Annotated in this window: 17 protein-coding genes; 3 read left to right on the top strand and 14 right to left on the bottom strand. The window is 69.5% G+C overall.

Annotated features, from left to right (window positions below; translation table 11 throughout):
* Nucleotides 1-48: 48 nt before the first annotated feature.
* From ACWIHT_RS35555 to ACWIHT_RS35570, 4 genes are all read right to left on the bottom strand, one after another.
* The gene (locus ACWIHT_RS35555; protein ID WP_456172439.1) at nucleotides 49-1,323 is read right to left on the bottom strand and encodes a sialidase family protein; all 1,275 of its coding nucleotides are present in this window, start codon (nucleotides 1,321-1,323) and stop codon (nucleotides 49-51) included.
* A gap of 646 nt (nucleotides 1,324-1,969) precedes the next feature.
* Nucleotides 1,970-3,427, bottom strand: coding sequence for a GntP family permease (locus ACWIHT_RS35560; protein WP_456172440.1), 1,458 nt, complete (start codon nucleotides 3,425-3,427; stop codon nucleotides 1,970-1,972).
* Between the two features lie 425 nt (nucleotides 3,428-3,852).
* Nucleotides 3,853-5,130 (bottom strand): MFS transporter, encoded by a 1,278-nt coding sequence (locus ACWIHT_RS35565; RefSeq protein WP_456172441.1) that lies wholly within the window; start codon nucleotides 5,128-5,130, stop codon nucleotides 3,853-3,855.
* A gap of 34 nt (nucleotides 5,131-5,164) precedes the next feature.
* The gene (locus ACWIHT_RS35570; RefSeq protein ID WP_456172442.1) at nucleotides 5,165-5,929 is read right to left on the bottom strand and encodes a GntR family transcriptional regulator; all 765 of its coding nucleotides are present in this window, start codon (nucleotides 5,927-5,929) and stop codon (nucleotides 5,165-5,167) included.
* Between the two features lie 64 nt (nucleotides 5,930-5,993).
* On the opposite strand from ACWIHT_RS35570, the gene ACWIHT_RS35575 reads away from it, so the two are divergent.
* Nucleotides 5,994-6,866 (top strand): amidohydrolase family protein, encoded by an 873-nt coding sequence (locus ACWIHT_RS35575; protein ID WP_456172443.1) that lies wholly within the window; start codon nucleotides 5,994-5,996, stop codon nucleotides 6,864-6,866.
* A 177-nt stretch (nucleotides 6,867-7,043) separates the two neighbouring features.
* On the opposite strand, the gene ACWIHT_RS35580 is transcribed toward ACWIHT_RS35575, so the two are convergent.
* The 3 genes from ACWIHT_RS35580 to ACWIHT_RS35590 all read right to left on the bottom strand — a co-directional run bounded on the left by ACWIHT_RS35580 (nucleotide 7,044) and on the right by ACWIHT_RS35590 (nucleotide 9,513).
* A complete protein-coding gene (locus ACWIHT_RS35580) occupies nucleotides 7,044-7,802 on the bottom strand; it encodes an SDR family NAD(P)-dependent oxidoreductase (RefSeq protein ID WP_456172444.1) in 759 nt (252 codons plus the stop codon).
* 113 nt (nucleotides 7,803-7,915) lie between these two features.
* On the bottom strand, nucleotides 7,916-8,368 hold the full coding sequence (locus tag ACWIHT_RS35585) for a Zn-ribbon domain-containing OB-fold protein (protein ID WP_456172445.1): 453 nt from the start codon (nucleotides 8,366-8,368) through the stop codon (nucleotides 7,916-7,918).
* Nucleotides 8,365-9,513: a thiolase C-terminal domain-containing protein gene (locus tag ACWIHT_RS35590; protein ID WP_456172446.1), complete on the bottom strand. Its 1,149-nt coding sequence runs from the start codon at nucleotides 9,511-9,513 to the stop codon at nucleotides 8,365-8,367. Before ACWIHT_RS35590 ends, ACWIHT_RS35585 begins: the two co-directional genes overlap by 4 nt.
* A gap of 188 nt (nucleotides 9,514-9,701) precedes the next feature.
* Between ACWIHT_RS35590 and ACWIHT_RS35595 the strand changes: the two genes are divergently transcribed.
* Nucleotides 9,702-10,124, top strand: a complete 423-nt coding sequence (locus ACWIHT_RS35595) for an SRPBCC family protein (protein WP_456172447.1) — start codon at nucleotides 9,702-9,704, stop codon at nucleotides 10,122-10,124.
* A 65-nt stretch (nucleotides 10,125-10,189) separates the two neighbouring features.
* On the opposite strand, the gene ACWIHT_RS35600 is transcribed toward ACWIHT_RS35595, so the two are convergent.
* The 6 genes from ACWIHT_RS35600 to ACWIHT_RS35625 all read right to left on the bottom strand — a co-directional run bounded on the left by ACWIHT_RS35600 (nucleotide 10,190) and on the right by ACWIHT_RS35625 (nucleotide 18,230).
* Nucleotides 10,190-10,372, bottom strand: a complete 183-nt coding sequence (locus ACWIHT_RS35600) for a hypothetical protein (protein WP_456172448.1) — start codon at nucleotides 10,370-10,372, stop codon at nucleotides 10,190-10,192.
* A 113-nt stretch (nucleotides 10,373-10,485) separates the two neighbouring features.
* Complete coding sequence (locus ACWIHT_RS35605) at nucleotides 10,486-11,970, bottom strand: MFS transporter (protein WP_456172449.1); 1,485 nt, start codon at nucleotides 11,968-11,970, stop codon at nucleotides 10,486-10,488.
* Nucleotides 11,971-12,058: 88 nt separating this feature from the next.
* Nucleotides 12,059-13,102: a zinc-dependent alcohol dehydrogenase gene (locus ACWIHT_RS35610; RefSeq protein ID WP_456172450.1), complete on the bottom strand. Its 1,044-nt coding sequence runs from the start codon at nucleotides 13,100-13,102 to the stop codon at nucleotides 12,059-12,061.
* Between the two features lie 53 nt (nucleotides 13,103-13,155).
* The gene (locus tag ACWIHT_RS35615; RefSeq protein ID WP_456172451.1) at nucleotides 13,156-13,917 is read right to left on the bottom strand and encodes an SDR family NAD(P)-dependent oxidoreductase; all 762 of its coding nucleotides are present in this window, start codon (nucleotides 13,915-13,917) and stop codon (nucleotides 13,156-13,158) included.
* 252 nt (nucleotides 13,918-14,169) lie between these two features.
* A complete protein-coding gene (locus ACWIHT_RS35620; protein ID WP_456172452.1) occupies nucleotides 14,170-15,051 on the bottom strand; it encodes a hypothetical protein in 882 nt (293 codons plus the stop codon).
* Between the two features lie 419 nt (nucleotides 15,052-15,470).
* Nucleotides 15,471-18,230 (bottom strand): AAA family ATPase, encoded by a 2,760-nt coding sequence (locus ACWIHT_RS35625; protein WP_456172453.1) that lies wholly within the window; start codon nucleotides 18,228-18,230, stop codon nucleotides 15,471-15,473.
* Between the two features lie 379 nt (nucleotides 18,231-18,609).
* Here ACWIHT_RS35625 and ACWIHT_RS35630 point away from each other — a divergent pair, with 379 nt between their 5' ends.
* Nucleotides 18,610-20,901 (top strand): LuxR C-terminal-related transcriptional regulator, encoded by a 2,292-nt coding sequence (locus tag ACWIHT_RS35630; protein ID WP_456172454.1) that lies wholly within the window; start codon nucleotides 18,610-18,612, stop codon nucleotides 20,899-20,901.
* Nucleotides 20,902-21,118: 217 nt separating this feature from the next.
* On the opposite strand, the gene ACWIHT_RS35635 is transcribed toward ACWIHT_RS35630, so the two are convergent.
* On the bottom strand, nucleotides 21,119-22,207 hold the full coding sequence (locus tag ACWIHT_RS35635) for a 4-hydroxy-3-methylbut-2-enyl diphosphate reductase (protein ID WP_456172455.1): 1,089 nt from the start codon (nucleotides 22,205-22,207) through the stop codon (nucleotides 21,119-21,121).
* Between the last annotated feature and the right edge of the window lie 157 nt (nucleotides 22,208-22,364).

The following is a 22,364-nucleotide window of genomic DNA, read 5'->3' on the forward strand; positions in this document are numbered from 1 at the left end:
CCGCCGAGGTGACTCGGCGGCACACTGCCGTGCGTCAGGCTTCGTGTCTCAGTTGGTCGACGTCGAGGCGGCCTCCTTCTTGTACAGCTTCAGCGGCACGCGGCTGATGATCGAGTCGAGGGAGGAGTTGTTCCGCCCGTCGGCCCAGGTGACGTAGGCGTACTTGTCGGTCAGCGTGATGCCCGACCAGCGGTCACCGGGAGGGCCCGTCTCGCCGACCGGCTCGGTGACATGGTTGACCTGCACCGGGGCGCTGAACGAGCGTCCGTGGTCGAACGAGACGGCCGAGAACGCGTCGCCCGTCGTGGTTCGCCACATGACCCCCAGGTCACCGTTGGCGCCGAAGTCGATCGCCGGCCGCAGGGCGCCCGTCGCGGCGATCGTCGTCGGTCCGGTCCAGGTCTTGCCGGCGTCCGGGGTGACGTAGACGTCGAGGGTGTTGGAGTCCCGGGGGACCATCACGGCGAACCGGCCGCGGTGGGAGGTGTCGGCCGCCACCCACGGGACCGGGTCGGCCGCCGCACCCAGGGCCGGAACCGGCACCAGGGAGCCGGTGCCCGCCGCGACCGGGTTTCCCTGGCCGTCCTTGAGAGTGGTGTTCGTCCACGTCTTGCCGTCGTCACGGCTGACGTGGAAGTTCACCGGCTGACCCGCCTCCTGGGAGGCGGACACGAGGATCCCGCCGTACACGGCGATCTCCCGGCCCGGATAGCCGCACACGAGCGGGATACCCGGCGCCACCTCGATGCAGGGCATCGGACCAGGGATCACCCGTGAGTCGCTGCTGAAGGTCTTGCCGCCGTCGGAACTGACGGAGACCGCGCTCGGGTACTCCCAGGCCGCCCCGGCGACCGCGTAGACCTTGCCGGTCGCCGCGTCCACGCGCATCTTCGGGGCCCCGCCGAGGAGCAGCGGGGTGGACACCGGGTCGCTCCAGGTCTTGCCGCCGTCCGTGGACTTCGCGACCTGGTTGTGGTTCACCAGGTTCGCGGCCAGGCCGGAGCTGACCTGGTTGTTGTCCACGTAGACGGTGCCCTTCGCGTCGAACTGCACGCTCGGTTCACCGCACTTGGGTGCCGCGGTGCCGAGCGGCCAGGCGACCTGGGTCCACGTGTCGCCCCGGTCGTTCGAGTAGGCGAGGAAGCAGCCGCCGTCGACCGGCTCCAGGCCCGGTGACGGCGGGAAGATCGTCGAGACGAAGACGAGGTTCTTCGGGTTTCTCGGGTTGACGGCGACCGTCGGCTGGCCCTCCTTGGTGGCCGCCATGTTGGTGACGTCGACTTCGTGAATGCTCGCGTTGCCCGCGCCGTTCGGCGCAGCCACCGCGGCAGATGTTCCGTACACCAGGAACAGTGCGGAGAACGCCGCTGCACTTAAAGTCGTGGAGGAATTTCTGAACAGCGCCATGTGATCCTCAATTTCCGTTTTCCGGTCCGGCCCGCTGACGTCGGTTTCCCGCCCGCGTTCCAGAGTCAATGGCTCGTTTCCTTGCGAAAAGGCAAAATTGACTCCGCCGCAAGGTAAACTACTTATCTTCGCTGCGTTGTGATCCAGCCAGCTCAGGCTAGAGATATCCGCTGTCGCGTCCCTGGGACCACGGGAGACAATTGATCCGGCGGAGTGGTACCGCAGTACCATTGCGCCGGGCGAATATCGCATTCGTGGGTGAGCCGCCTGAAACTGGCGATATAGATCAATGGGAACGCGGCGATTGACATCAAGAGGGGTGGCAGGGCCGGCGGCCGCCGCGTGCCTGGCGCCTCCGTGCCTGCGGTCGTCACCGCCGTGCTGGCCGAGGACGGCGGACTACCGGTCCTGCACCGCGTCGAGCATGGTCGTCCTGGTGTGGAGTTCCGGCCTCCGAGCCTGGATGCCAGGCCGCGCCCGTCGGGAACAGACGTGCTGCGGCGACGGCGTCAGGCGGCCGACGGCCGGCTCCGACCGCCGTCGGCAGACGCCGGCGAGGTTGTCAGGCGAAGGCGGACAGAAGGAGGGCCATCCCGAGGCCCAGGACGCTCACCAGGGTCTGCACGACGGTCTGTGTCTTCGCCGCCTGCGTCAGGTCCATCCCGAAGGATTCCTTGACCAGCCAGAAGCCGGCGTGGTTGACATAGTTCAGGCCGAGTGAGCCCGAACCGATGGCGATCACGAGAACAGAGGCTTCCAGGCCGCCGCCGGTGCCGGCCAGCGGTGCGACGATGCCGGTCGCGGAGACGATCCCGACCGTGGCCGAACCGGTGGTGAGGGACAGGAGCAGGGCGATCAGCCAGCCCAGGACGATGAGGTTCATGTGGGTGCCCTCGGCCGCGGACGCGATGGCGTCGCCGATGCCGGAATCCTGGAGGACCTGTTTGAACGCGCCGCCCCCGCCGATGATGAGCAGGATGGAGGCGATGGACTGAAGACTGGCCGTCATGGAACGGCGGGTCTCCTCGCCCTGGTTGGTGCCGCGTGCGACCGTGATGCCCAGGGCGAAGAGGAATCCGGCGAGCATGGCGATGAGGGGTTCGCCGACGAAGGTCAGCGCGGAGCGCAGCCGGTTCGACTCGTCGAGGGTGGTCTCGGCGAGGGTGCGCAGCAGCATGAGGACGACCGGGATCAGGACGGAGGACACCGCGAGACCGATTGGCAGGGGAGAGCGTGTCAGGGTCTTCGTCCCGGGACCGTCGCGGAGCACGGTGGCAGGGGGGCTGTCCGGGCGGTCGGGGGACGGGGCCATGGCGGGTTGTTGTCCGGTGCCGGTGAACTGGGCCACCAGTGCGGCGTCCGGGTGGACGCCGCCGAGCCGGGGCGCGATCCACAGGGCGTAGACGGGACCGGCGAGCACGACGGTGGGGACGGCGCAGACGATGCCGACCAGGAGGGTGAGGCCGAGGCTGGCGTGGAGTCCGGTCATGGCGGTCAGCGGGCCGGGGTGCGGCGGGAGCATGCCGTGCAGTGTGGAGAGCGCGGCGATGGCCGGGACACCCAGCAGGACGTACGGCGAACCCTTGGTGCCGCCCTGAGCCTCCAGCCTGCGCGCCACGCCGAAGATCAGGGGAAGCAGCACGATCAGGCCGACCTCGAAGAACATCGGCACGCCGATGACGAAGGCGGCGCCCGTCACGAGCCACGGCAGTCGCCGTGTGCCGGCCCGGTCGACGATGGCGTGAGCGATGGCGTCGGTCGCGCCCGAGTCGGACAGCAGACGGCCGAGCATGGCTCCCAGCGCCAAGGTGATTCCAACGTCTCCCAGGGTGCCGCCGGCGCCGTCCTCGATGGACGCCGTCAGCTTACCGACGGGTTCACCGGCCGCCAGCCCCGTGCCGACGGTGACGACGACGAGCGCGACGAACGGATGTATGCGAAGACGGGAGTTGATCAGGATGATCAACACCGCGATCGCTCCGGTCAGGATGAGCAGCAGTGCCCAGGCGTGCGGAGTCATACCAAGGTGCCTTTCGGATTCTGGCCGCGAACCGGGCCGGGTGTCGCAGGGCGGTTCGTGAAGCGCGGGGCGGCATGACTCCGCGGCCCCGCGCCGAAGGTTCACGAGGGTGTGTTCGGTGAGGAGTCCGGCCCGGAGCAGTGTCGGCGTGGACGGGGCGGGTCATGGACCTGTGCGCCGGCGGAGTGGAGGGCCCGTTGCCTCAGCCGTGCCCGGCCGGCCGGATCTGCCTCCCCGCGCCGCTGATGCCTGGCGGGGGCTGCGGCCCCGCGCGAAGTGCGGGATTCGGGCGAGGCCCAGTGCCCGCGTGGACGCCGTCGTCCTCACCGGTCACGGCGGGGTTCGCGTTCCATGAAGAGCGAGTGATCGCGCATGCCGGCTCGTGCTGGCTCGTGCCGGTGAGGCGGACGGCCTGGTGGCGCGGGTCAGCGAGCTGACGCGAACGGGGGTACGGCCCCTTCGGCAGAGGTCGGTGCAGGCGTGTCCAGCTCTGTGTGCGAGGTCTCGGGGAGGAGAGCGGCGGCGATGACGGCGATGCCGTAGGCGCTTCCCGCGAAGAGGCCGATGCTGGCGCCCATGCCGAGCCGGTCGCTGAGGAAACCGACGAGCGCGGGGAACGCCGCCGCGACGATGCGCCCGAAGTTGTAGCAGAAACCCTGTCCGGTCCCGCGGATCGCAGTCGGGTACAGCTCGGCGAAGAGCGATCCGAGCCCGGCGGGGATGCCTGCCGAGAAGAAGCCGAGCGGGATGCCGAGGAAGAACATCTGCGTGTCGCTGATCGGCATGAACAGGTAGACCACGACCGAGACCAGGCACATCACCGCGAAGAACATGATGTTCCTGCGGCGGCCGATCCGGTCCGCCAGATGTCCTGAGGTGAGATACCCGAAGAACGCGGCGGCGATGAAGACCGCCAGGTAACCGCTGGTCTTGAGGACGGACAGGTGGTGGGTCGTCCGCAGGTACGTGGGCAGGAATGTGGTCAGCGCGTAGTAGCCGCCGTGGCTGCCCAGGCCGAGCAGGGCGCCGAGCAGCGTGACGCGCAGCAGGTCCGGCTTGAAGATCCGAAGCAGGGACGCCCGGTTCTCGGCCTTCGCGGTCCGCTGCCGATAGAGCGGCGGGTCGGTGACCTTGCGGCGGATGACGACGACGAGGGCGGCGGGCAGAGCGCCGAGCCAGAACATCGCCCGCCAGGCCCACTCTTCCGGGAACAGGCTGAACAGGACGGTGTAGGTCGCCAGGGCGAGCCCCCAGCCCAGCGCCCATCCGCTCTGCAGGGTGCCCAGCGCACGCCCCCGGTGTCGGGTGCCCATGTACTCGCTGACCAGGACCGCACCGGCGGCCCACTCGCCGCCGAAACCGAAGCCCTGGACGCTGCGCAGCACCATCAGCTGGGAGTAGTCGGTGGTGAAGCCGATGAGGACGGTGGCCAGGGAGTAGACGATGATCGTCCACTGCAGGACCCGGACGCGGCCGTAACGGTCGGAGGCCCAGCCCGCGAGCCAGCCGCCGCACGCGGTGAAGATGAGGGTGACGGAGGCGAGAGTGCCGGCGGCTCCGGTACTCAGGTGCCAGGTGGCCAGCAGCGTCGGCAGGACGAGTCCGAACATCTGGGCGTCGGCGGCTTCGAGTGTCCAGCCGCCGAAGGCGGCCCAGAACGCTCGCTTCTGCGGCTTGTCGGTGTCCCGGTACCAAGCGAACATGGAGCGGCTCTTTTCGTGTGCGGGAAAGGGCAGGTCAGCGCAGGTCGATGCGGTAGCGGAAGGTGCGGGCGAGTCCTCGTGAGCGGCGGTACTCCAGCGGCTTGTCGTCGTGGGAACGGGCGACTCGTTCGACGATGGCCACGGGCTCCCCGCGTCCACACCCGAGGAGCAGGGCGTCGGCCGCGGTGGCGGCGTCGATGGTGAGTTCCTCCGTGGCCGCCGCGACGATGTGGCCGCAGCAACTTTCGTAGGTCGGGTACAGCAGGTCACCGAGGTCGTCGGTGCCGATGCGTTCCAGCGGCTCGAACAAGGGCAGGGGAAGCCAGATGTCCTCGACGAGGACGGGTTGTCCGTCGTAGAGCCGTAGCCGGTGCAGGTGCAGGACTTCGGCACCGGCGGTGATGCGGAGGGCGGAGGCAATGGCCGGCGTACTCACCTGACGGGCCGCGGAGAGGATGCGGCTCTGGGGAAAGCCGCTCCCCGCGGTCCCGAAGCGGAAGAAGCGGAAGAGGGAAGCGTCCAAGGACGCCCTCCTGACAAACGTCCCGGTCCCCTGACGCCGTTCGAGCAGTCCTTCGTCGACGAGGTCGCGGAACACCCGCCGCATCGTTCCCAGGGACACTCCGTAGTGAGCGACCAGCGAGGATTCGGCGGGCAGGGGCTCGTCGGGAGACCACTCTCCGGAACGGACGCGCTCGGCGAGCACTTCCCGGAGCCGGGCGTGCAGGGGCAGGCGCGGGTCGGTCCGGGAGAGGGCGGCCGCTCCGGGGCTTTCTGGCGTGGGTGAGATGGACTGCATGGCGAGAAAGCATGGCCCCGAATCCTGCTGACGTCTAGTCCTTCATAGGACTATTCTTTGCCGCGTGACTTCCATCGAGCCCCCGTGGCCGCCCGCGGCCTTCGACACCCACGCCCACGTCTTCACGAGCGGCCTGCGGCTGGCGCACGAGCGGCGGTACAGCCCGGACTACGACGCCACGGTGCACGACTACCTGTCGCTGCTGGACGCGCACGGCCTCGCGGCCGGGGTTCTGGTGCAACCGAGCTTCCTCGGAACGGACAACACCTACCTGCTGGACGGCCTCGGCAAGGCGCCGGACCGTCTCCGCGGTGTGGCTGTCATCGAGCCCCGAACGCCGGGGGAAGAACTCGACCGGCTCGTGGAGGCGGGCGTGTGCGGGATCCGTCTCAACCTGATCAGCCGTCCGGTGCCCCCGCTGGGCGAGCCGCCCTGGAGCCGGCTGGCGCATGAACTGGCCGCGCGTGGAATGCACTTGGAGGTGCAGGCGGAACAACGACAGTGGGAGGAGCTGGAACCCTGGCTACTGCGCTGGCCCGGCGCCGTCGTCGTCGACCATCTGGGACTGCCGGCCGCCGCGTCGTCGTCCTTCCCGGGCTCGGCCGCGCTCTCCCGTGTGCTGGCGGCACAGCATGTATGGGTCAAGGCGGCGGCACCCTACCGATCGGCGCCGCAGGCGGCCACCGCCATGATGCGGAGCCTGCTGCGTGCCAGGGGCGGCGAACGGATGCTGTGGGGGAGCGACTGGCCGTGGACCCGGCATGAGGAGGGGCGCGTCTACGGCGAGACCCTGACCTGGCTCACGGCGGAAGTCGGTCCAGGCGAGGTCCAGCGCATCCTGTGCGCCAATCCGGCCCAGCTGTTCGGCTGGACGCCTCGGGTCGCGGTAGCTGACCCAGGCACGCCCGGACCTGCGGCAGCCCGGACAGAGGGCTGATTCGACCGCGCTGCCCAGGACGGACGTGGAGTGCCGGTCGGTCCGCCAGGGCTTCGAGGTGGACCAGAGGGCCGGTGCCGCATCAGGCAGCGTTCGTCCTGTTGATGAACTCTGTCCGGTCGATCGTCCTGGCCGGCGTGAAGGTCCGGGGCTCGATCGACGGGCATTGTGTCGGCACTAGACGGAGAGTCCGAAGCCGCCCGTGACCCGCAACGTCTCCCCGGTGAGAAAGGACGCCTTCGTCGAGGTGAGGTAGAGCAGGGCCTCGACGATGTCTCCCTCCGTACCCTCGCGTTGGAGAATCTGCTCGCCCAGCGCGCGCTCCACCTCGGCGCGTGGTACCTCGGCCCGGATGGTGTCAGTGAAAATGAGCCCGGGTGCGATCGCGTTCACGCGGATACCGTCGTCCGCGAACTCGCGCGCGAACGACATTGTCAGGCCACGGACGGCGAGTTTGGACACGGCGTAGGCATTCCGGTTGGCGTAGGCCGCGGACGAGGAGATGTTGACGATACTGGCGCCGGTCCGTCCGTGCATGGCCTCCCTCACCGCGAGCGAACAGATGACCACGCCTGTGATGTTGACGTCGAACAGCCTCCGGATCTTCGTGAGTCCGAGCTGAGTGAACGGCTGGTAGTAATCGGCCCCGTGCAGACCCGCGTTGTTGACCATGATGTCGACACCACCGTGCCGTTCGGCGATTCCGCTGATCATCTCCGCGACACCGTCCTCGTCGGTCACATCGCAGACGGTTCCGGTCGCGCTCCTGCCCTGCGCTGTGAACGCCGCGGCGGCCGATGTGGCCGCGGCGCCGTCGACATCGGCGAGAACCACGTGCGCGCCCCGCGCCGCCAACGCGGCGCCGAAAGCACGTCCCAGCCCCCGGCCGCCCCCTGTGACGATCGCGACCTTGCCCCGGTACTCGTCCTCGGACATCCGTCTCTCCCGTGCTCGCGATTCCTGGGATGCGGTGCGTGTCGTGACTCGGCCTGCCGTCCGCCTGCTGAGACGGTCGCCCGACCGGCGAGCGACCTCCACGGACTGCGTCTTCACGCATCGGGTACCGAGGGCCGCCTGTCGTCGGTCACACGGCGGTAGACGACGGCGTACTCCTCGGCACCGGCGAACTGCCGCAATTCGGCGCGCACTTGTTGGCCGATGGCCACTCCCGGCCCCTGTTCGTCGAGCAGGATCCCCGGCAGCCGGGGCCCCTCGTCGAACTCGACGAGGGCGAGGACGTAGGGAACCAGGGTCGCGAACGCCGGCACGCTGCCGTGATGGACCACGATGAAGCTGTAGATGGTGCCGGTACCGGTGACGTCGGTGAACGACGTCGGTCCACCACAGCGGTTGCAGAGTTCGAGTGGTCTGGCCAGCCAGACGCCGCAGTCCGAACAGCGGCACAGTGCGATGCGTCCCTCCCGCGTGGCCTCCCAGAACCCGGCGCTGTCCCTGTCGATCAGCGGTGCCGGTGGTGCCGGGACCGGCCCGGTCCGGGTCATCGCGACGCCTCGTAGATCAGGGCGCCGCCCGCTGGGCCGGCCCCTGCGGTGACGAGAGCGTGGCGGGCATCGGGGACCTGGCGGCCGCCGGCGTCGCCGCGTAACTGGAGGACCGCCTCGTAGTGGTGGTTGAGGCCGTGCAGGTAGCCCTCCGACAGGAGTCCGCCGTGCGGGTTCACCACGACATCGCCGCCGTACGTGGCCCGGCCCTCGCCGAAGAACGCGCCCACCTCGCCCTTCGGGCACAGTCCGAAGTCCTCGACCGTGGCCAGCACGGTCCCGGTGAAGCAGTCGTACATGCAGGCGACGTCCAGGTCCGCGGGACGCAGACCGGTGCTCGCCCAGAGGCGCTTGGACGCGTAGGCGGAGTACATCTCGGACATGTCGGGGAAGTTCGTCCAGGAACCGCCGTGTGTGTGGGCTTCGCCGAAGCCCACGATCCGGATCGGGTCATGTCGCAGAGACCTGGCCCGCTCCAGCGTCGTGACCACGAGGGCCACCGCGCCGTCGGTCTCCAGGCAGCAGTCGTAGAGGCGGAACGGTTCGTATATCCAGCGGGCGGACAGGTAGTCGTCCATGTCGATCACCTGTCGCTGCATGGCATGGGGATTGGCCGCGGCGTGCTTGCGGGTGGTGATGGCGATCTGTCCGAAGTCCTCGTCCCGGGTGCCGTACACGTGCTTGTGCCGCTGGGCGAACATGGCGATCCACATCGGCGGCACGACGAACCCGTTCAGGGCGGCGAACTGCATCTCGCCCCTCATCGGCAGCGCGGGTCTTTCCCCCCGCCCGTAGCGATTGCCCGACCTGCCCTGGAGGGAACGGAAGACGACCGCCACCTCGCAGGTACCGGCCTGGACCGCGGCGAACGCCTGACCCACGACAGTGACCGCGATGTTGCCCCCGCCGTACACGTCCATCGCGAGCCCGAGGTCGAAGGCGCCGATGGCCCGTGCGACGTCGGCCGCTGCTGCGGAGTCGTTGGTGTGGAAGTCGATGACGCCGTCCACCTCGTTCGGCTGGAGCCCGGCATCGTCGAGCGCGGCGCGCGCGGCTTCGGCGGCCATGGCCAACGGGGTCCGGCCCGAGGACGTGCTGAACGGCGTCCGGCCGATGCCCACGACCGCTGCCTCACGCGTATCCATCCGACCTCCGTGCCCTTGTCGCGGGCCCATCATCGAATCTAAATAGATGACACTTTTCTATCCTCTACTCGGCTCCGCTGGCTAGCCTCTGGCAACAGGGGAACGGTGCCGCACACGTTCGGCCGCTGCACCGCGGCGGGGCTGGTCCGCCGGGGTGACGGTCCTCGACCTTCCGGAAGGGTGACCCTTTGAGCAGCATCTACCGCAGTGCGGATCTCGATGTGTCGGCCGATACGGCTTGGGACTTCATCGAGCGTTATACCAGGTCGGAGGTGCATGTCTTCTCCTTGTGCCGGGCCGAGCGGCAGGAGGGGGAGTATCGCGTCGTCACGTTGGCCGACGGCCGGGAGATCTGGGAGCGGAACGTGTCGGTCGACCCGGTGCACCGGCGGGCGGCGTACACGGTGCGAGGTCTCAACGGGGCTGAGCATCACCAGGCCGAGATGCGGGTCGAGGTGGATCATCGTGAACGGGCGCGTCTAATTTGGGTCACTGATTACCTTCCGCACGAGATCGCCGAACAACGGGCCGCGAGTTACGACACCCTGTTCGCCGAGCTTGTCGCCGCTGTCAATTCCCACGGCGATGACCCGCTGGCGGCGCCGTCCTGACCAGTGGGCAGGACGGACATGCCAACCGACGTACGTGAGCCGGAGCGGGGCAGCCCGTTCCCGGGTCAGGCGCGTTGGCCGCGACCGCGGAGGAGACCGGTGCCCGCGCCGAGGGCGATGACGCCCATGGCGGCGCTGGTGATGAGGCCCTGGTTGCCGTCGATGGCGAAGGGCGCGACCGCGGCGATGGCGAGGTTGAACAGGAAGAGGAACCAGAGGACGGGGCGGGAGGAGAGGAGTGTCTTCACGGGAATTTCCTTTCGGGAAACTGGGTGTCTGGGTGTCTGGGTGTTGAGGTGTCTGGGTGTCTGCTGGAGTGCCGGAAAAGGTTCGGCGGCCCTGGAGTCGGTGTTCTCGATACCTAGACGCCGGCCGCGGTGACCTCTGTGGAGTCCTTCGGGCCGTCGGCGGCCGATGGCTCCTCGACACCGGTGTGCCGACGTGGGATGAAGGAGGCGATGACGAAGGCGACGAGGGCCGAGCCCGCGCCGATGGCCATGACCACCTTGAAGCCGTTCTCGGCGGGCAGCGGGTGGCCGCCGAAGTCGGTGGTCATCTGGGCGAGGACGACGCCGGCGATGGCGCTGGCGAAGGAGGTGCCGATGGACCGCATCAGCGTGTTGAGGCTGTTGGCGGCGGCGGTCTCGGAGGCGGGTACGGCGTCCATGATGAGGGCGGGCATGGCGCCGTAGGCGAAGCCGATACCGGCGCCGATGGTGCAGGCGATCAGTGTGATGTGCCAGACCTCGGACATCAGCACGAGGCTCAAGCTGTAGCCGGCGGCGACGATGACGGCGCCGCACATCAGGGTGATCTTCGGTCCCTTGGCCTTGGTGACGCGTGCCGACACGGCCGACATCGTCATCATCACCAGGCCCTGCGGCGCCAGGACCAGACCCACGGCCAGCATGGACTTGCCGAGGCCATAGCCGGTCGCCTCGGGCAGCTGGAGCACCTGCGGCAGCACCAGGGACATCGCGAACATCGAGAAACCGATCGCCACCGAGGCGAGGTTGGTGACCAGCACCTGGCGGCGGGCGGTGGTGCGCAGGTCCACCAGCGGCTGGCTGGTGCGCAGTTCGTAGTAGCCCCACACCGGCAGTACGACGATGGTGGTGGCGAACAGGCCGATCGTGGGGGTGCTCGTCCAGCCCCAGTCGCTGCCCTTGGAGACGGCCAGCAGCAGGCAGATCAGGCCGACCGCCATGCCGAAGGCGCCGACCAGGTCGAAGCGCCCGCCGGTCCGGACCTCCGACTCGGGTACGAGGACCAGGACGAGCACGAGGGCGACGGCGCCGAGGGCGGCCGAGGTCCAGAACAGTACGTGCCAGTCGAAGTTGTCGGCGATGAAGGCGGAGGAGGGCAGGCCGAGGGCACCACCGACGCCGAGGGAAGCGCTCATCAGCGCGGTGGCGCCGGCCAGCCGCTCGGCGGGCAGCACGTCGCGCATGATGCTGATGCCGAGCGGGATGACACCGGCGGCGAGGCCTTGCAGAGCCCGTCCGGCGATCATCGGGATCACGGAGTCGCTCAGCGCGCAGACGACCGAGCCGGCTATCAGCAGGACGGTGCTGACCAGCAGCATGCGGCGTTTGCCGTACATGTCGCCGAGGCGGCCGATCACCGGAGTGGCGACGGCGGCGGCGAGCAGGGTGGCGGTGACTGCCCAGGCGGTGTTCGACGCCGAGGCGTCGAGGAGCCGTGGCAGCTCGGGGACGATCGGGATGACGAGCGTCTGCATCAGCGAGACGACGATTCCGGCGAAGGCCAGCACCGCCACCACAGTGTTCGACCTCACCGGGGCGGAGCTCCCGACGGCTGAGGGCCGGGCAGGGGCGTCGGACATGAAACGGCCTCCAGGGAATGGACAAGGGGGAAGAGAGCGGAGGGAGATGCGACTGCCGGAACCCGGCACGTTCTTCTGCCGTCCTGGGCTACTCGTCGAAGACGACGACGACCTTCTCCGCGGCACCCGGCGTCAGCGTGAGCTCGAAGGCGCGGTCGGCCTCGGCGAACGGGACGCGGTGGCTGATCAGCTTCTCGAAGCGCTCATGGTGTTCCACGATCTCGGGGGTCACCTCGAAGATCTCCGTGGGGTAGCCCTGGGAAGCGATGAGGGTCAGTTCGCTGCGGAGCATGCCGCCGAGGTCGACGTCCGACCCCTTCTTCTGTACGGCGACCATGACCAGCTTGGCGCCCCACTTCGCGGAGTCGACGGCGGCCTGGAAGACAGCGGGGGCTCCGGCGGCGTCGATGTAGATGTCGGTCCCTGCGCGGGGCTGGCCGAGCGCGTTGACGGCCTCGCCGTGCAGTTCGGTCAGCCGCGTGGTGACGTCCTCCTCCGCGGAGTTGATCACCGCGTCCGCGCCGACGGCGAGCGCGGTCTCCAGGCGGGACGGGATGACGTCGGCGACGACGACGTGCCCGACTCCGCGCAGTTTCAGCCAGATCGCCGCGCCCAGGCCTATCGGCCCGGCGCCGAAGACGACCACCTTGTCGGCGGGGGCCGCCTGGGAGCGGTTGACGGCGTGCCGGGCCACCGCCATCGGCTCGTTGAGGGCGGCGACGTCGAAGGGCACGGTGTCGGGGAAGACCGCGAGGCTCTCGCCGGCGACGGCGTTCTCGATGAGGAGGTACTCGCTCATCCCGCCGAACTTTCCGCCGCAGCCGATGAGTCCGGTCGGGGCGTCCTGCGGATTGACGACCACACGGTCGCCCACCTTCAGGTCGGCGACCTCGGTGCCCACTTCGACGATCTCGCCGGCCGGCTCGTGGCCCAGCGGCACGGGCACGAGGTCCCCGCCCAGATGCGCCATCGCGGGCATGCCGCCCATGTGGAGAAAGGTGACGTCGGTGCCGCAGATACCGCAGGCGCGGATCTTCAGCAGCACGTCCTTCGGGCCGGGCGCCGGACGCTCGACGTCGACCGTCTCGATCTTGCCGACGCCACCGGTCTGTACGGACTTCATCGTGGCCATGAGGAGCTCTCTTTCTGAACCTTGCTGAGCACGGGGGAGGGGCGGACGGTCCGTCAGGCGGCGGACCAGCCCTCGTCGACGGGCAGGACGGTGCCGTTGATGTGGGCGGCGGCATCGGAGGCGAGGAACACGATGGCGGCGGCCTGTTCCTCGACGGTGGCGACGCGGCTCGTACCGCCGAAGCGGGGAGCGAGAACGTTGTCACCGTGGACCTTGGACACGGCGGTGCCCGGGAAGTCGGTGCCACTGCCACCCGGTGCGATGGCGTTGGTACGGATACCGACACCGAGGTAGGTCACGGCGAGTGACCTGACCAGGCCGATGACGCCGTGCTTGGAGGCGGTACAGGCGGCGCCAGCGATGCTGCCGCGCAGTCCGGCCTCGGCCGCGGTGAAGACGATCGAGCCGCGCCCCTCGGCCATCATGTGCGGCAGCACGGCGCGGGTCAGGAGAAACGGTGCCGTCAGGTTGACCTCGATGACCCGGTACCACTCGGCGTCGCCGGTCTCGCTGACGACGGACATCCGGTCCATGATCGCGGCGTTGTGCACGAGGACGTCCACGCCGCCGAAGGCATCGACGGCGGTGTCGACGACCTGGTCCACGACCCGCTGGTCGCTGAGGTCGCCGACCACGGAGAGGGCGGTTCCTCCCACATCCGCGACCGCCTTGACGGTCTCTTCGGCACCCGCTCGTCTCAGGTCCGCGACCAGCACGTACGCGCCCTCCCGCGCGAACCGCACGGCCGCGGCCCGGCCGGTGCCGGACCCGGCACCGGTGACGATCACACTGCGCCCTTCAAGACCGGTGCTCATGGCGGGTGCTCCTTCGTGTGCAAGTGGTTCTGGGATGTTCCGTGTACGGGAGGGACGGCCGGTCCCGTCAGGTCCGGGCGTCTTCGGTGATCTCAGACCCGGCGGCGGACGAGGTGTCCGTCCGCCGCCGGGTCCGGGGAGAGCGCCGGTCTCCGTCCCCACGGGGTCGGCGCTCCGGGGACGCTCCGCTCAGCGCCCCGGTCCGCTGGTCGGCAACGGCGTTGCCCGGCGCGGTGCGGGCAGGACGCCGAATCAGCCGAGCTTGATCTGGTCCGTGCCGTGGCCGATGTGCGCGACGACGAGTCCGGCGGCCGACACCTCGGCGTACTCGGCGGTGTGGTGGCGGAAGCTCTGTCCGGCGTTCGCGCCCTGCCGGGCCTCGACCGTCCACCGCAGCTCGTGGAAGAAGAACCAGTCGTCGAAGTGCCGGTTGACGACATCGATCGAGCGGACGGAGTACGCCTCGTAGAACGCTTCGAGGTGGCCTCGCAGATCGTCCTTGGTGTGCATCTCGGGCAGGGTCCCGGAATGCGACACGTAGTCGCGCACACCCCCCTGGATCTCGGGGTGGGCCTTCTCGACGATCGTGTCGACATCGCCCTTGCGATACGCGTCGAGCAGGGTCTCGTGCAGCCCGGCCACCGAGTACCGGCTGGCCAGCACCCCGTCGGCCGGGTCTCCCGGCATGCTGTCCTGCTGGGTCCTGCCCCAGAACAGCTCCCCGGTGATGCCCTCGGAGCCCATCGTCGGGAACAGCACGATGACCGGCCGCTCGCTCTCCTCACCGGTCGTCTTGAGGCGTCCTCGCCCACGGCCGCTGACGAAGGTGTACCAAGAGGTGTTGATCTCGGCCACGGGACGGATCGCCACCACGGCGGCGTACCGGTGCATGCCGCGGTAGGAGGCGGCGATTTCGTCGAACGTCGTGACGATGCGCTGGGTCGGAAGCTCCTTGCCCTCCTCGACCGACGGGCTGACGGTGTACGCGTAGGGGCCGCTCGGCGCCAGCGTCGCCAGGATGTCGTCGATGATGTCGACGTACTCGGCTCTGACGTGCTTCCAGGCGGTCTCCGAGGACTGCACCTGAAGATCCGACGCTACGAGCAGGTCCTCGACCTTGGCCCTGTCTTTCATGGTCTTCCTTTCTGGGGGCGGGAAGCCCGAAGGTGTGAGAGTGGGGGAACCATGTGCGTGGAGAGCCGCACGCCACCGGAACAGGCAGAGGTTCGCTCCGGTGGGCAACTCCCCGTCGGGGTGGAGAAGTTGACGGCCAGGTCGGGTCCACGGCTCGTCTGAGCACGGGTCGGCCGACAGGCGTGGGGGTTCACGGGGGCGCAGGAGCAGTCGTCGTCAGGAGCGAACTGCTGCGCGGGCCGTTCCAGTCTTCACGGGCGCCCGCTTCGGAGTCGCGCCGTGCTGTGCTGTGCGTGTGGGGGTCTTACCTCCGTGCGGTTGTGCTGGAAGCTGTGAGGCGGATAGGGCGCCTCTGTGAGACATCCTGGTGGACTGGACCTCCTGGTCGGAGGGCACGGCCACTTCCCGGGGGGAATCCCTCACGAACGCGGGAGGAACGAGGTGAGCCGACCCTCCATCACGGCCAGGGCCAGATCCAGCCGTGAGTGGCATCCCGTCTTGGCGAACACCTGAGTGAGGTTGTTCTCGACGGTCTTCTCACTCACCTGGAGTTCCTTCGCGATCTGCCGGTTGGTCAGACCGCGCCCGACCAGGGCGGCGATGGGCGCTTCGAGGCCGGACAGGGCTGCGGGGCCATCACGGGTGCTGTCGTCGCAGGTCGCCGGATCCAGGCGGCCGGACGCCCCCATCGCTTCCGTCATCGGGGTTCGATGGAGGCTGTCGCCGAGACCTCGCGCGATGTCGTGGGCTTCCTGATGCCACGGGCGCGGGTCGTCGGCCAGGAACGCGACGGTCATGCACGCCCGCAGCAGTTCGCTCCGGCCGCCGTGCTCGCGCAGGACGTCCACCGCCTCGATCGCGCTGTCGGTGTCGCGCTCGGCGAAGGCGCGGGTGATGAGTGCGGCGGCCTTCAGCTCCGTACCGCCCAGCCGGGAGTACCACCGTTGCGCCTCGGTACACAGGCGGGGCAGCAGTTCCCGGCGACCGCCCTCTCCCCACTCGGTGAACGCGAGTCGGATGAGCAGTCGGCCGACGCCCACCGCGCTCCCCCCGCCGATGTGTTCCGTCGGCTCGTCGCAGTAGCTCCAGCCGAGTTTCCGGGCTCGCTCCCACTCCCCGGTCCGGTAGGCCAGTCCCATGGAAGCCCAGGCCAGCAGCGCGGGGAAAGGACAGTCGTGCCCCGCCGACTCCAACCACGCGGCGCTGCCCTCGTAGTCGCCCATCGTCGAATGCACCTCGGCGGCGATCAGGCGGACGGCGTGGTGGACAGGGGTGCAGGGCGGCCCTGCCAGTTCGAGTGCCCGGGCCCCGGACGGGATGCCGGCCCAGTTTCCGTCCCGGTAGTCCCGCACGATCCGGGCGTAGGCCGCGAGCGGGCCGGTGACCGGTTCGCCGTAGGCCGCCGTCCCGAGCACCTGCCCGAAGAGTGCCACCGGGTCGAAGCGGTCGTTGTCGGTGACGTCGGTGGAGTGCGTGTCGACTCCGTCGGGGCGGAGACAGGCGAAGGCGGAGTGGACCTGGCTCGTCCGGAGCGGCTCCCGGCCGGTGAACCAGCTGTCGGCGAACTCCAGGGCGGCACGGGTTCCCTGATCGGTGGCCAGGACATCTCGTACGGGCATCGGCACCGGTCGCCCGGTGTGGACCGCCGCGTACGCCGCGTACGCCGCGAGTTCCGCCTGCCGAGGACCACCATCCGCGCGCACTGCTTCGGCCACGGCCTCGGCGAGGCCCTCGTAGTCGCCCGTCCGCACCAGCAGCGGCAACAGGGCGGCCAGGATGCGGGAGTACGCGGTGTCACCGGGTTCGCAGTGGCGCAGGGCGGCCCGGTATCGGCGTGCGGCCCGGACAGGAAAGGTCCCGAGCGACAGGACGGCCTCGCGCTCCAGAAGCGGCACGACGGAGGGCATGGGCGGCAGCGCGGAGCCGGCGAGCACGATGTGGTCGGACGTCGTCGCCGGGTCCGGTGCCGCTGTGCCGTCGCCGCGCAGGTGGTGTTCGGCAAGGGCGCGGTGCACCTCGGCCGCCTCGTCACGGGTCGGGCCGGGCAGTACGGCGGGAACCAGCGCGGGGCAGGGGACGCGCAGTACCCCGTGGTCGTCGCAGACGAGGGCCCCGACAGCGACGAGGCGGTCCACGGTGTGGCCGCATGTTGAGAGAGCGCGGCCGGTGGCCACCGCGAAGTCCGGCAGGTCGTCCATCGCGAAGCGGCCGGACAGGGCAGTGATCGCGAGCAGTTGCCTGCCGGTGGCGCCGCACTCCGCGACCCGCCGCACCAGGGCGTGGTCGTCGGGCAGTGCCGGCCCGGTAGCGGGTTCGCGCAGACACAAGTGGCCCTGGAACCGCACGAGATGGCCCTCGCGCCGCAGTGCCTCGAAGGTGTCCAGCACGGTGCCCGGGTTTCCGGCCAGTGGTCCCAGGGCGGCGCGCAGCGCGGGTGCCACGGCCTGGTCCAGTGGCTCCCGGGCGGCGGCCGTCAGGAGGTCGTCGATCTGGTCGTCCGGCAGTGGGCCGAGGTCGATGATCCGGTCCGCGAACGTACGTGGCGAGGCCGAGCCGGTCGGCCCGGTGGCCCAGCCGTCCTCGCGGTATGTCGCCACGACCGTGCAGCCGACGCGGTGGGCGGCGGCCGCGACCAGCGCGGGGTCGGGGGCGGTATGCAGGTCGTCGATGAGTACGACGCCGGGAGCGTCCTCGGTGAGATGCGCGAAAAGTCCTACCAGTTCGGCGAAGAGAGCGGATCGCGCGCGGGGCGAGCCGTAGCTTTCCGGCAGGCAGAGCCGGTTCACCGCGGCCATCGCGTCGGGAAGCGAGGAATTCCCGATGTCGGCAAAGGAATCGCTGAACGCTTTCACCACCGCACGGGCGCCGAACAGGTCCCATCTCGGAATGGCGGCACTACATCTAATCCGTACGATTCCCGGTCCGCGCCTGCGCCAGGTTCGGTGGATTTCCCGCAACAGGGTCGTTTTCCCCATGCCGGCCTGTCCACGGACGATGAAGAGCAGCGGACGCCCGTATGCCTCGTGGACGGCCGACAGCTCGGTCTCCCTGCCTGACACGGTCCGACCCCCTCTCGGTGCCACCGCTCCCGCCTTCCTCACCCTCGTATCGATTCTCCTCGCTGGACAGACGCGGCCGGTTAACATCTGGTTGAGCCCTGCCACCCTGCGAGGATCCATGCATACAGCGCACAGCGTCCCGCCTTACGCGCGTGTCGCCGTCGATACGCTCGAAGCGATCCGCGCGCCCGGCTCCCCGCGGCTTGTCGTGCTGAGCAGCCCCTCCGGTATGGAACTGGGATCCGTTCTCGGTGAATTGTCGGCGCACGACAGGGTGTACGGGACAGAGGCCCTCGCCGCCGCCCCGGAGACAGTGCGCATTAGCTTTTCCGATCCTTCACCTAAATTTCAGCTTTCCGACCACCTGCTCGGTTACGCGGCCGGAGACGGAAAGCGTGGACAGGTACTCATACTCGAACATCTCCAGCATCTCTCCCCGGATGAACTGCTCTCGCTGGAAGGCTTGATCCGGCAGTTGGACGGGACGAACACGAGATGTGTGGGTACCGTCACGCTTCCCCTGTCCCGGGCGTCCCGGACCGCGTTCGCCACGGTGCTCGGCCGACTGCGGCAGCAAGGGCTGGTGCACCACGTGAACCTGCGGCCCCTCTCGCGCCGCGGACTCGGTGACATGATCGCCGCCGAGATCGAGGCCCGCGCGGAACCGACGCTGGTCTCCTGGCTGTGGCGCCTCACCCGGGGCTGGCCCGCCGCGGCTCGCGCGGTGCTGCGAACCGCCCAGGACCGGGGAATTGTCCGGGTGGTCGATCGGCATGCCTACCTCGTCGGTGGCGACACCTGCGTGCTCCCGTTCGCCATCGACGAACTGGTACTGCCCATCCGTGACACGGACGGGCCGGTCTGGGAGGTCGCCAAAGCGGTGGCCGTCCTCGGCCCGTTGGGCGAGGCTGTGCCACGGCTGACGGCCGAGGCCGTCGACGTCACCGGGCAGGAGGCCCGTGGCCTGCTCGTGCGGCTGGCGGAGGCAGGCGTCCTGCGCTACCGCCGGTCGGATTCCGTCTGGGAGTACCGGCTGCCGCTGGCCGGGGCCGCGGTCGCGGCCTCGCTCGGCCCCTACGAGCGGCGGAACCTGGCCCGGATCGCCGTATCCGCGCTGTGGCAGGGCACCGCGCACTGCGCCGATCCTTCCTACCTCCCCGAACAACTCGCGGCAGCGGGAAATCTGGTGGACCCGGAGCGGGCGAGAACCGAACTGATGGCCGCCACCATGCGGTTGGCGCACGACAACGGTGACAACGCGTACGACGACCATCGCGGCGCCCGGTGGCTGCGGGCGGTCGCCGATCTGGCCTCGGACCCGGTGGAGCGGCTCCGCCTTCTGCTGGAGCACGCGAAGATCTGCCTGGCGCAGGGCAGACCCGAGGAGGGACTGAACTCCCTGCGGCTCGTGCAGCGGACCCACCGCGACCACCTGCGTCCGGACCAACTCCTCGACGTCTGCTTCGCCCACCTGACCGCTCTGTACCGGGCGGGCGAAATCACCACCCTGGAAAAGATCGCGGCTGACGGCTGGCTCCAGCACCCCGGCCCGGAGGGGCCTCTGGAACGAGCCGTCACGCGCGGCTGCGCCCTGCTGCTGCTCGGCCGTTGGCACGAGGTCCGCGACCTGCTGGGCGCGGTCCGGCGGAGTGACATGAGCGGACTGGTCGAGTGGAAGGCCGAATTCCTCACCGCGACGGCCGAGTTGTGGCTGGGCAACACCGAGGGGGTGGAGCGGAGCATCGCCACCCTGCCCGCCCGTCACCGCGCCGACGAGGCGACCGCCGCCGAGGTGCACTGCCGGGTCGGCGAACTGCTGACGCTGGGCGAGATCCGCCGGGCCGAACAACTGCTCTCCGACACCGGGAGGAACCGGCGGCAGCTGGGCCTGCCCAGCCGGATGCTCATCGCCCTCCACCGGGGGCGTCCTCGGGAAGCCATGGACCTGGCACGCCGGAGCGCCATCACCGGCGTGCACACCTGCGACGCAGTCCAGAGCGAGATGTACCACCACGCGGCGGTCCTGCTCGTCTACGGCGGCCGGTTCACCCGCGCCGGCGAACTTCTCGCACTGGCCCGCACCAGACAGCCGATGCTGCCGCATCTGCTCACCTCCGCCCAGGCCCTGTGCGAACTGGTCTGCACAGAGGTCGAACGGGCGGAGCACCTGCTGCGTACGGCCGTGCACCGCGCCGAGTGCGACGGCGTGGTGGCGGGGACCGACCTGTTGTGGCTGCGGGTGGCCGACGCCGCGATGCACGCCGGACGCCCCGAGGTCCTGAAGGAATGCCTGGCGAAGGCAACGGGAGTCGCCCACAGTCTGGGTACCGAGCGGGCCGAGATGATCCGGCTCGTCCTGCACGCGGCCGTACACACCGACCACGGCGCGGGGCGGGCCGCGAGGCAACTGGCCCAGCAGCGACAGCAGCCTCTGGAAGAGAGCGCCGTCCTGTACCAACTCATCCGCTCCGGCATGGGCGATCCGGTGATGCTGCGGGACACCTACGACCTGCTCGGCGAATTCGACGCACTGATGCCCCGGTTCTGGCTGCGCCTTCTCATGCGCTCGCGCGGAGTGGCGGTACCGGGTCGGCAGGCCACCGCGGAGGAGAACGAACGGCTGCTCGCCGTACTCGTCTCCGAGGGGCTGACGAACAAGCAGATCGCGAGGATCCTCCGAGCCAGCGAGAAGAGCGTCGAGGGCCGATTGTCGCGACTGTTCTCACGCACGGGCCACGGCTCACGCGTCGAACTCGCCATGGCGATGCTCGCCGGCCGACTCCACCTGTGAGCCCGTGACGGGCTTGTCGACCGCCCTGAGTTGGTGGAGGGGTCTGTTCGGGTGGGGCTTTCGCGCGACGGCGTCGCCGCCGCGTTGACGACCGCGTCGGCGTAGGCGTTCACGTGGTCGGTGGAGACGGCCGCGACACGCTGGAGGGATTCGCGTCGAGGACCTGCGCGGATGGTCTTTCGGCTGTTCCGGGCTCGTGCTCGTTGATGTGGGCGGGTCAGTCGCGGCCTTCCGCCAAGGTGGGTTCGGTCGGTCCGGCGCATAACGTGAAGGGCCCCGGCGTGGTGGTGCGCACCTGTCGGCTGACGTGGCTTGCCGGTCCGAGGCCGTCGAGAGCCTGTGTCACCTGTCGGTGGACTCGTCCGTCGGCGGAAGCGTCCAGTACGGCGATCGTGGCGGCGTCGGCGTCCTGCGGGCGCAGGTGGTCGAGGGCCGGAAGATGGCGGACCCGTACTTCCATGCGGGCCGCCTGGGGCAGTGCGGTCCTGACGACGGGGCTGTCTCCGCGGCCGGTCACGAGAAGAACGTCGGACTGGGCCAGTACCGAGCCGACGGCGGTGTTCAGGTCGTCCATCGTGTAGCACCACTCGCGCGGGTGCTGGCCCTTCAGACGGGGGAAACGTCGGCGCAGCACGTTGAGCACGCGTGCCGCCTCGGTCACGACGGTGCCAGGGGCGACGACATAGGCCAGGCGGTCCGGATCCGGGACCGTGAGGGATTCGGCCTGGTCGAGCGTCGCGACGGGGCGCCCCCGCGCATGGAGGATTCCGTCCCGCCACGTCCGGGAGCCGTGGGTGTTCGGTACGCCGACGACGAGCACGTCGTCACCCCGGTCCAGGAAGCGGCGCAGTGAGCGGGTGGCGTACTCCGCCGCCGCGCACGCGGTCGTGCCGGGACATCCGCAGTCCCTCCATGGGGCGGGGGAGCGGCCCGGCTGTTGCCTTGGCACCGGCGTCTCCGTTCGACCCCCGGTGTCCGAGCGCTCCTGCGGCGCGTCGAGGCGTACGTACAGCATCCGGCGGGTGCGGAGTGCGGTGGACCAGGACGCGATCTGTTCGCGGGCGAATGCGGCCGTGGCGGTGTCCGAACCGTCGACGGAAATGGCCAGTCCGCTGTGGCCGCCGTCCGGATTCTCGTAGGAGACGGCGAAGACGGTCGTCCGCGTCGCACCGTCGGCGTGAGTGACGGGTTGGCACAGGACCTGGGAGTGGGCTTCGTATCCGGCTCGTCGTGCGTGTGCCGTCAGAAGGTGGTGGGCGGGGCAGTCGATCGGGCCGCGCACCGGGTGCGTCCACGATGTGGCCACTTCCAGTGTTCCCGGGGCGAGGAGTGGTGCGGTTGCGCGGAACACTTCGGAGAGCACGCTTCGGTTCATCGTTCCTGAAGGGGAGGTTGGGGACACGCGACAGCGTCATCCAAGACGGCTGGTCGGCCCCGGTGCCGCTCTTGCCGGTGAGCACCAC

It is taken from the genome of Streptomyces sp. NPDC002276 (genome assembly GCF_053891435.1).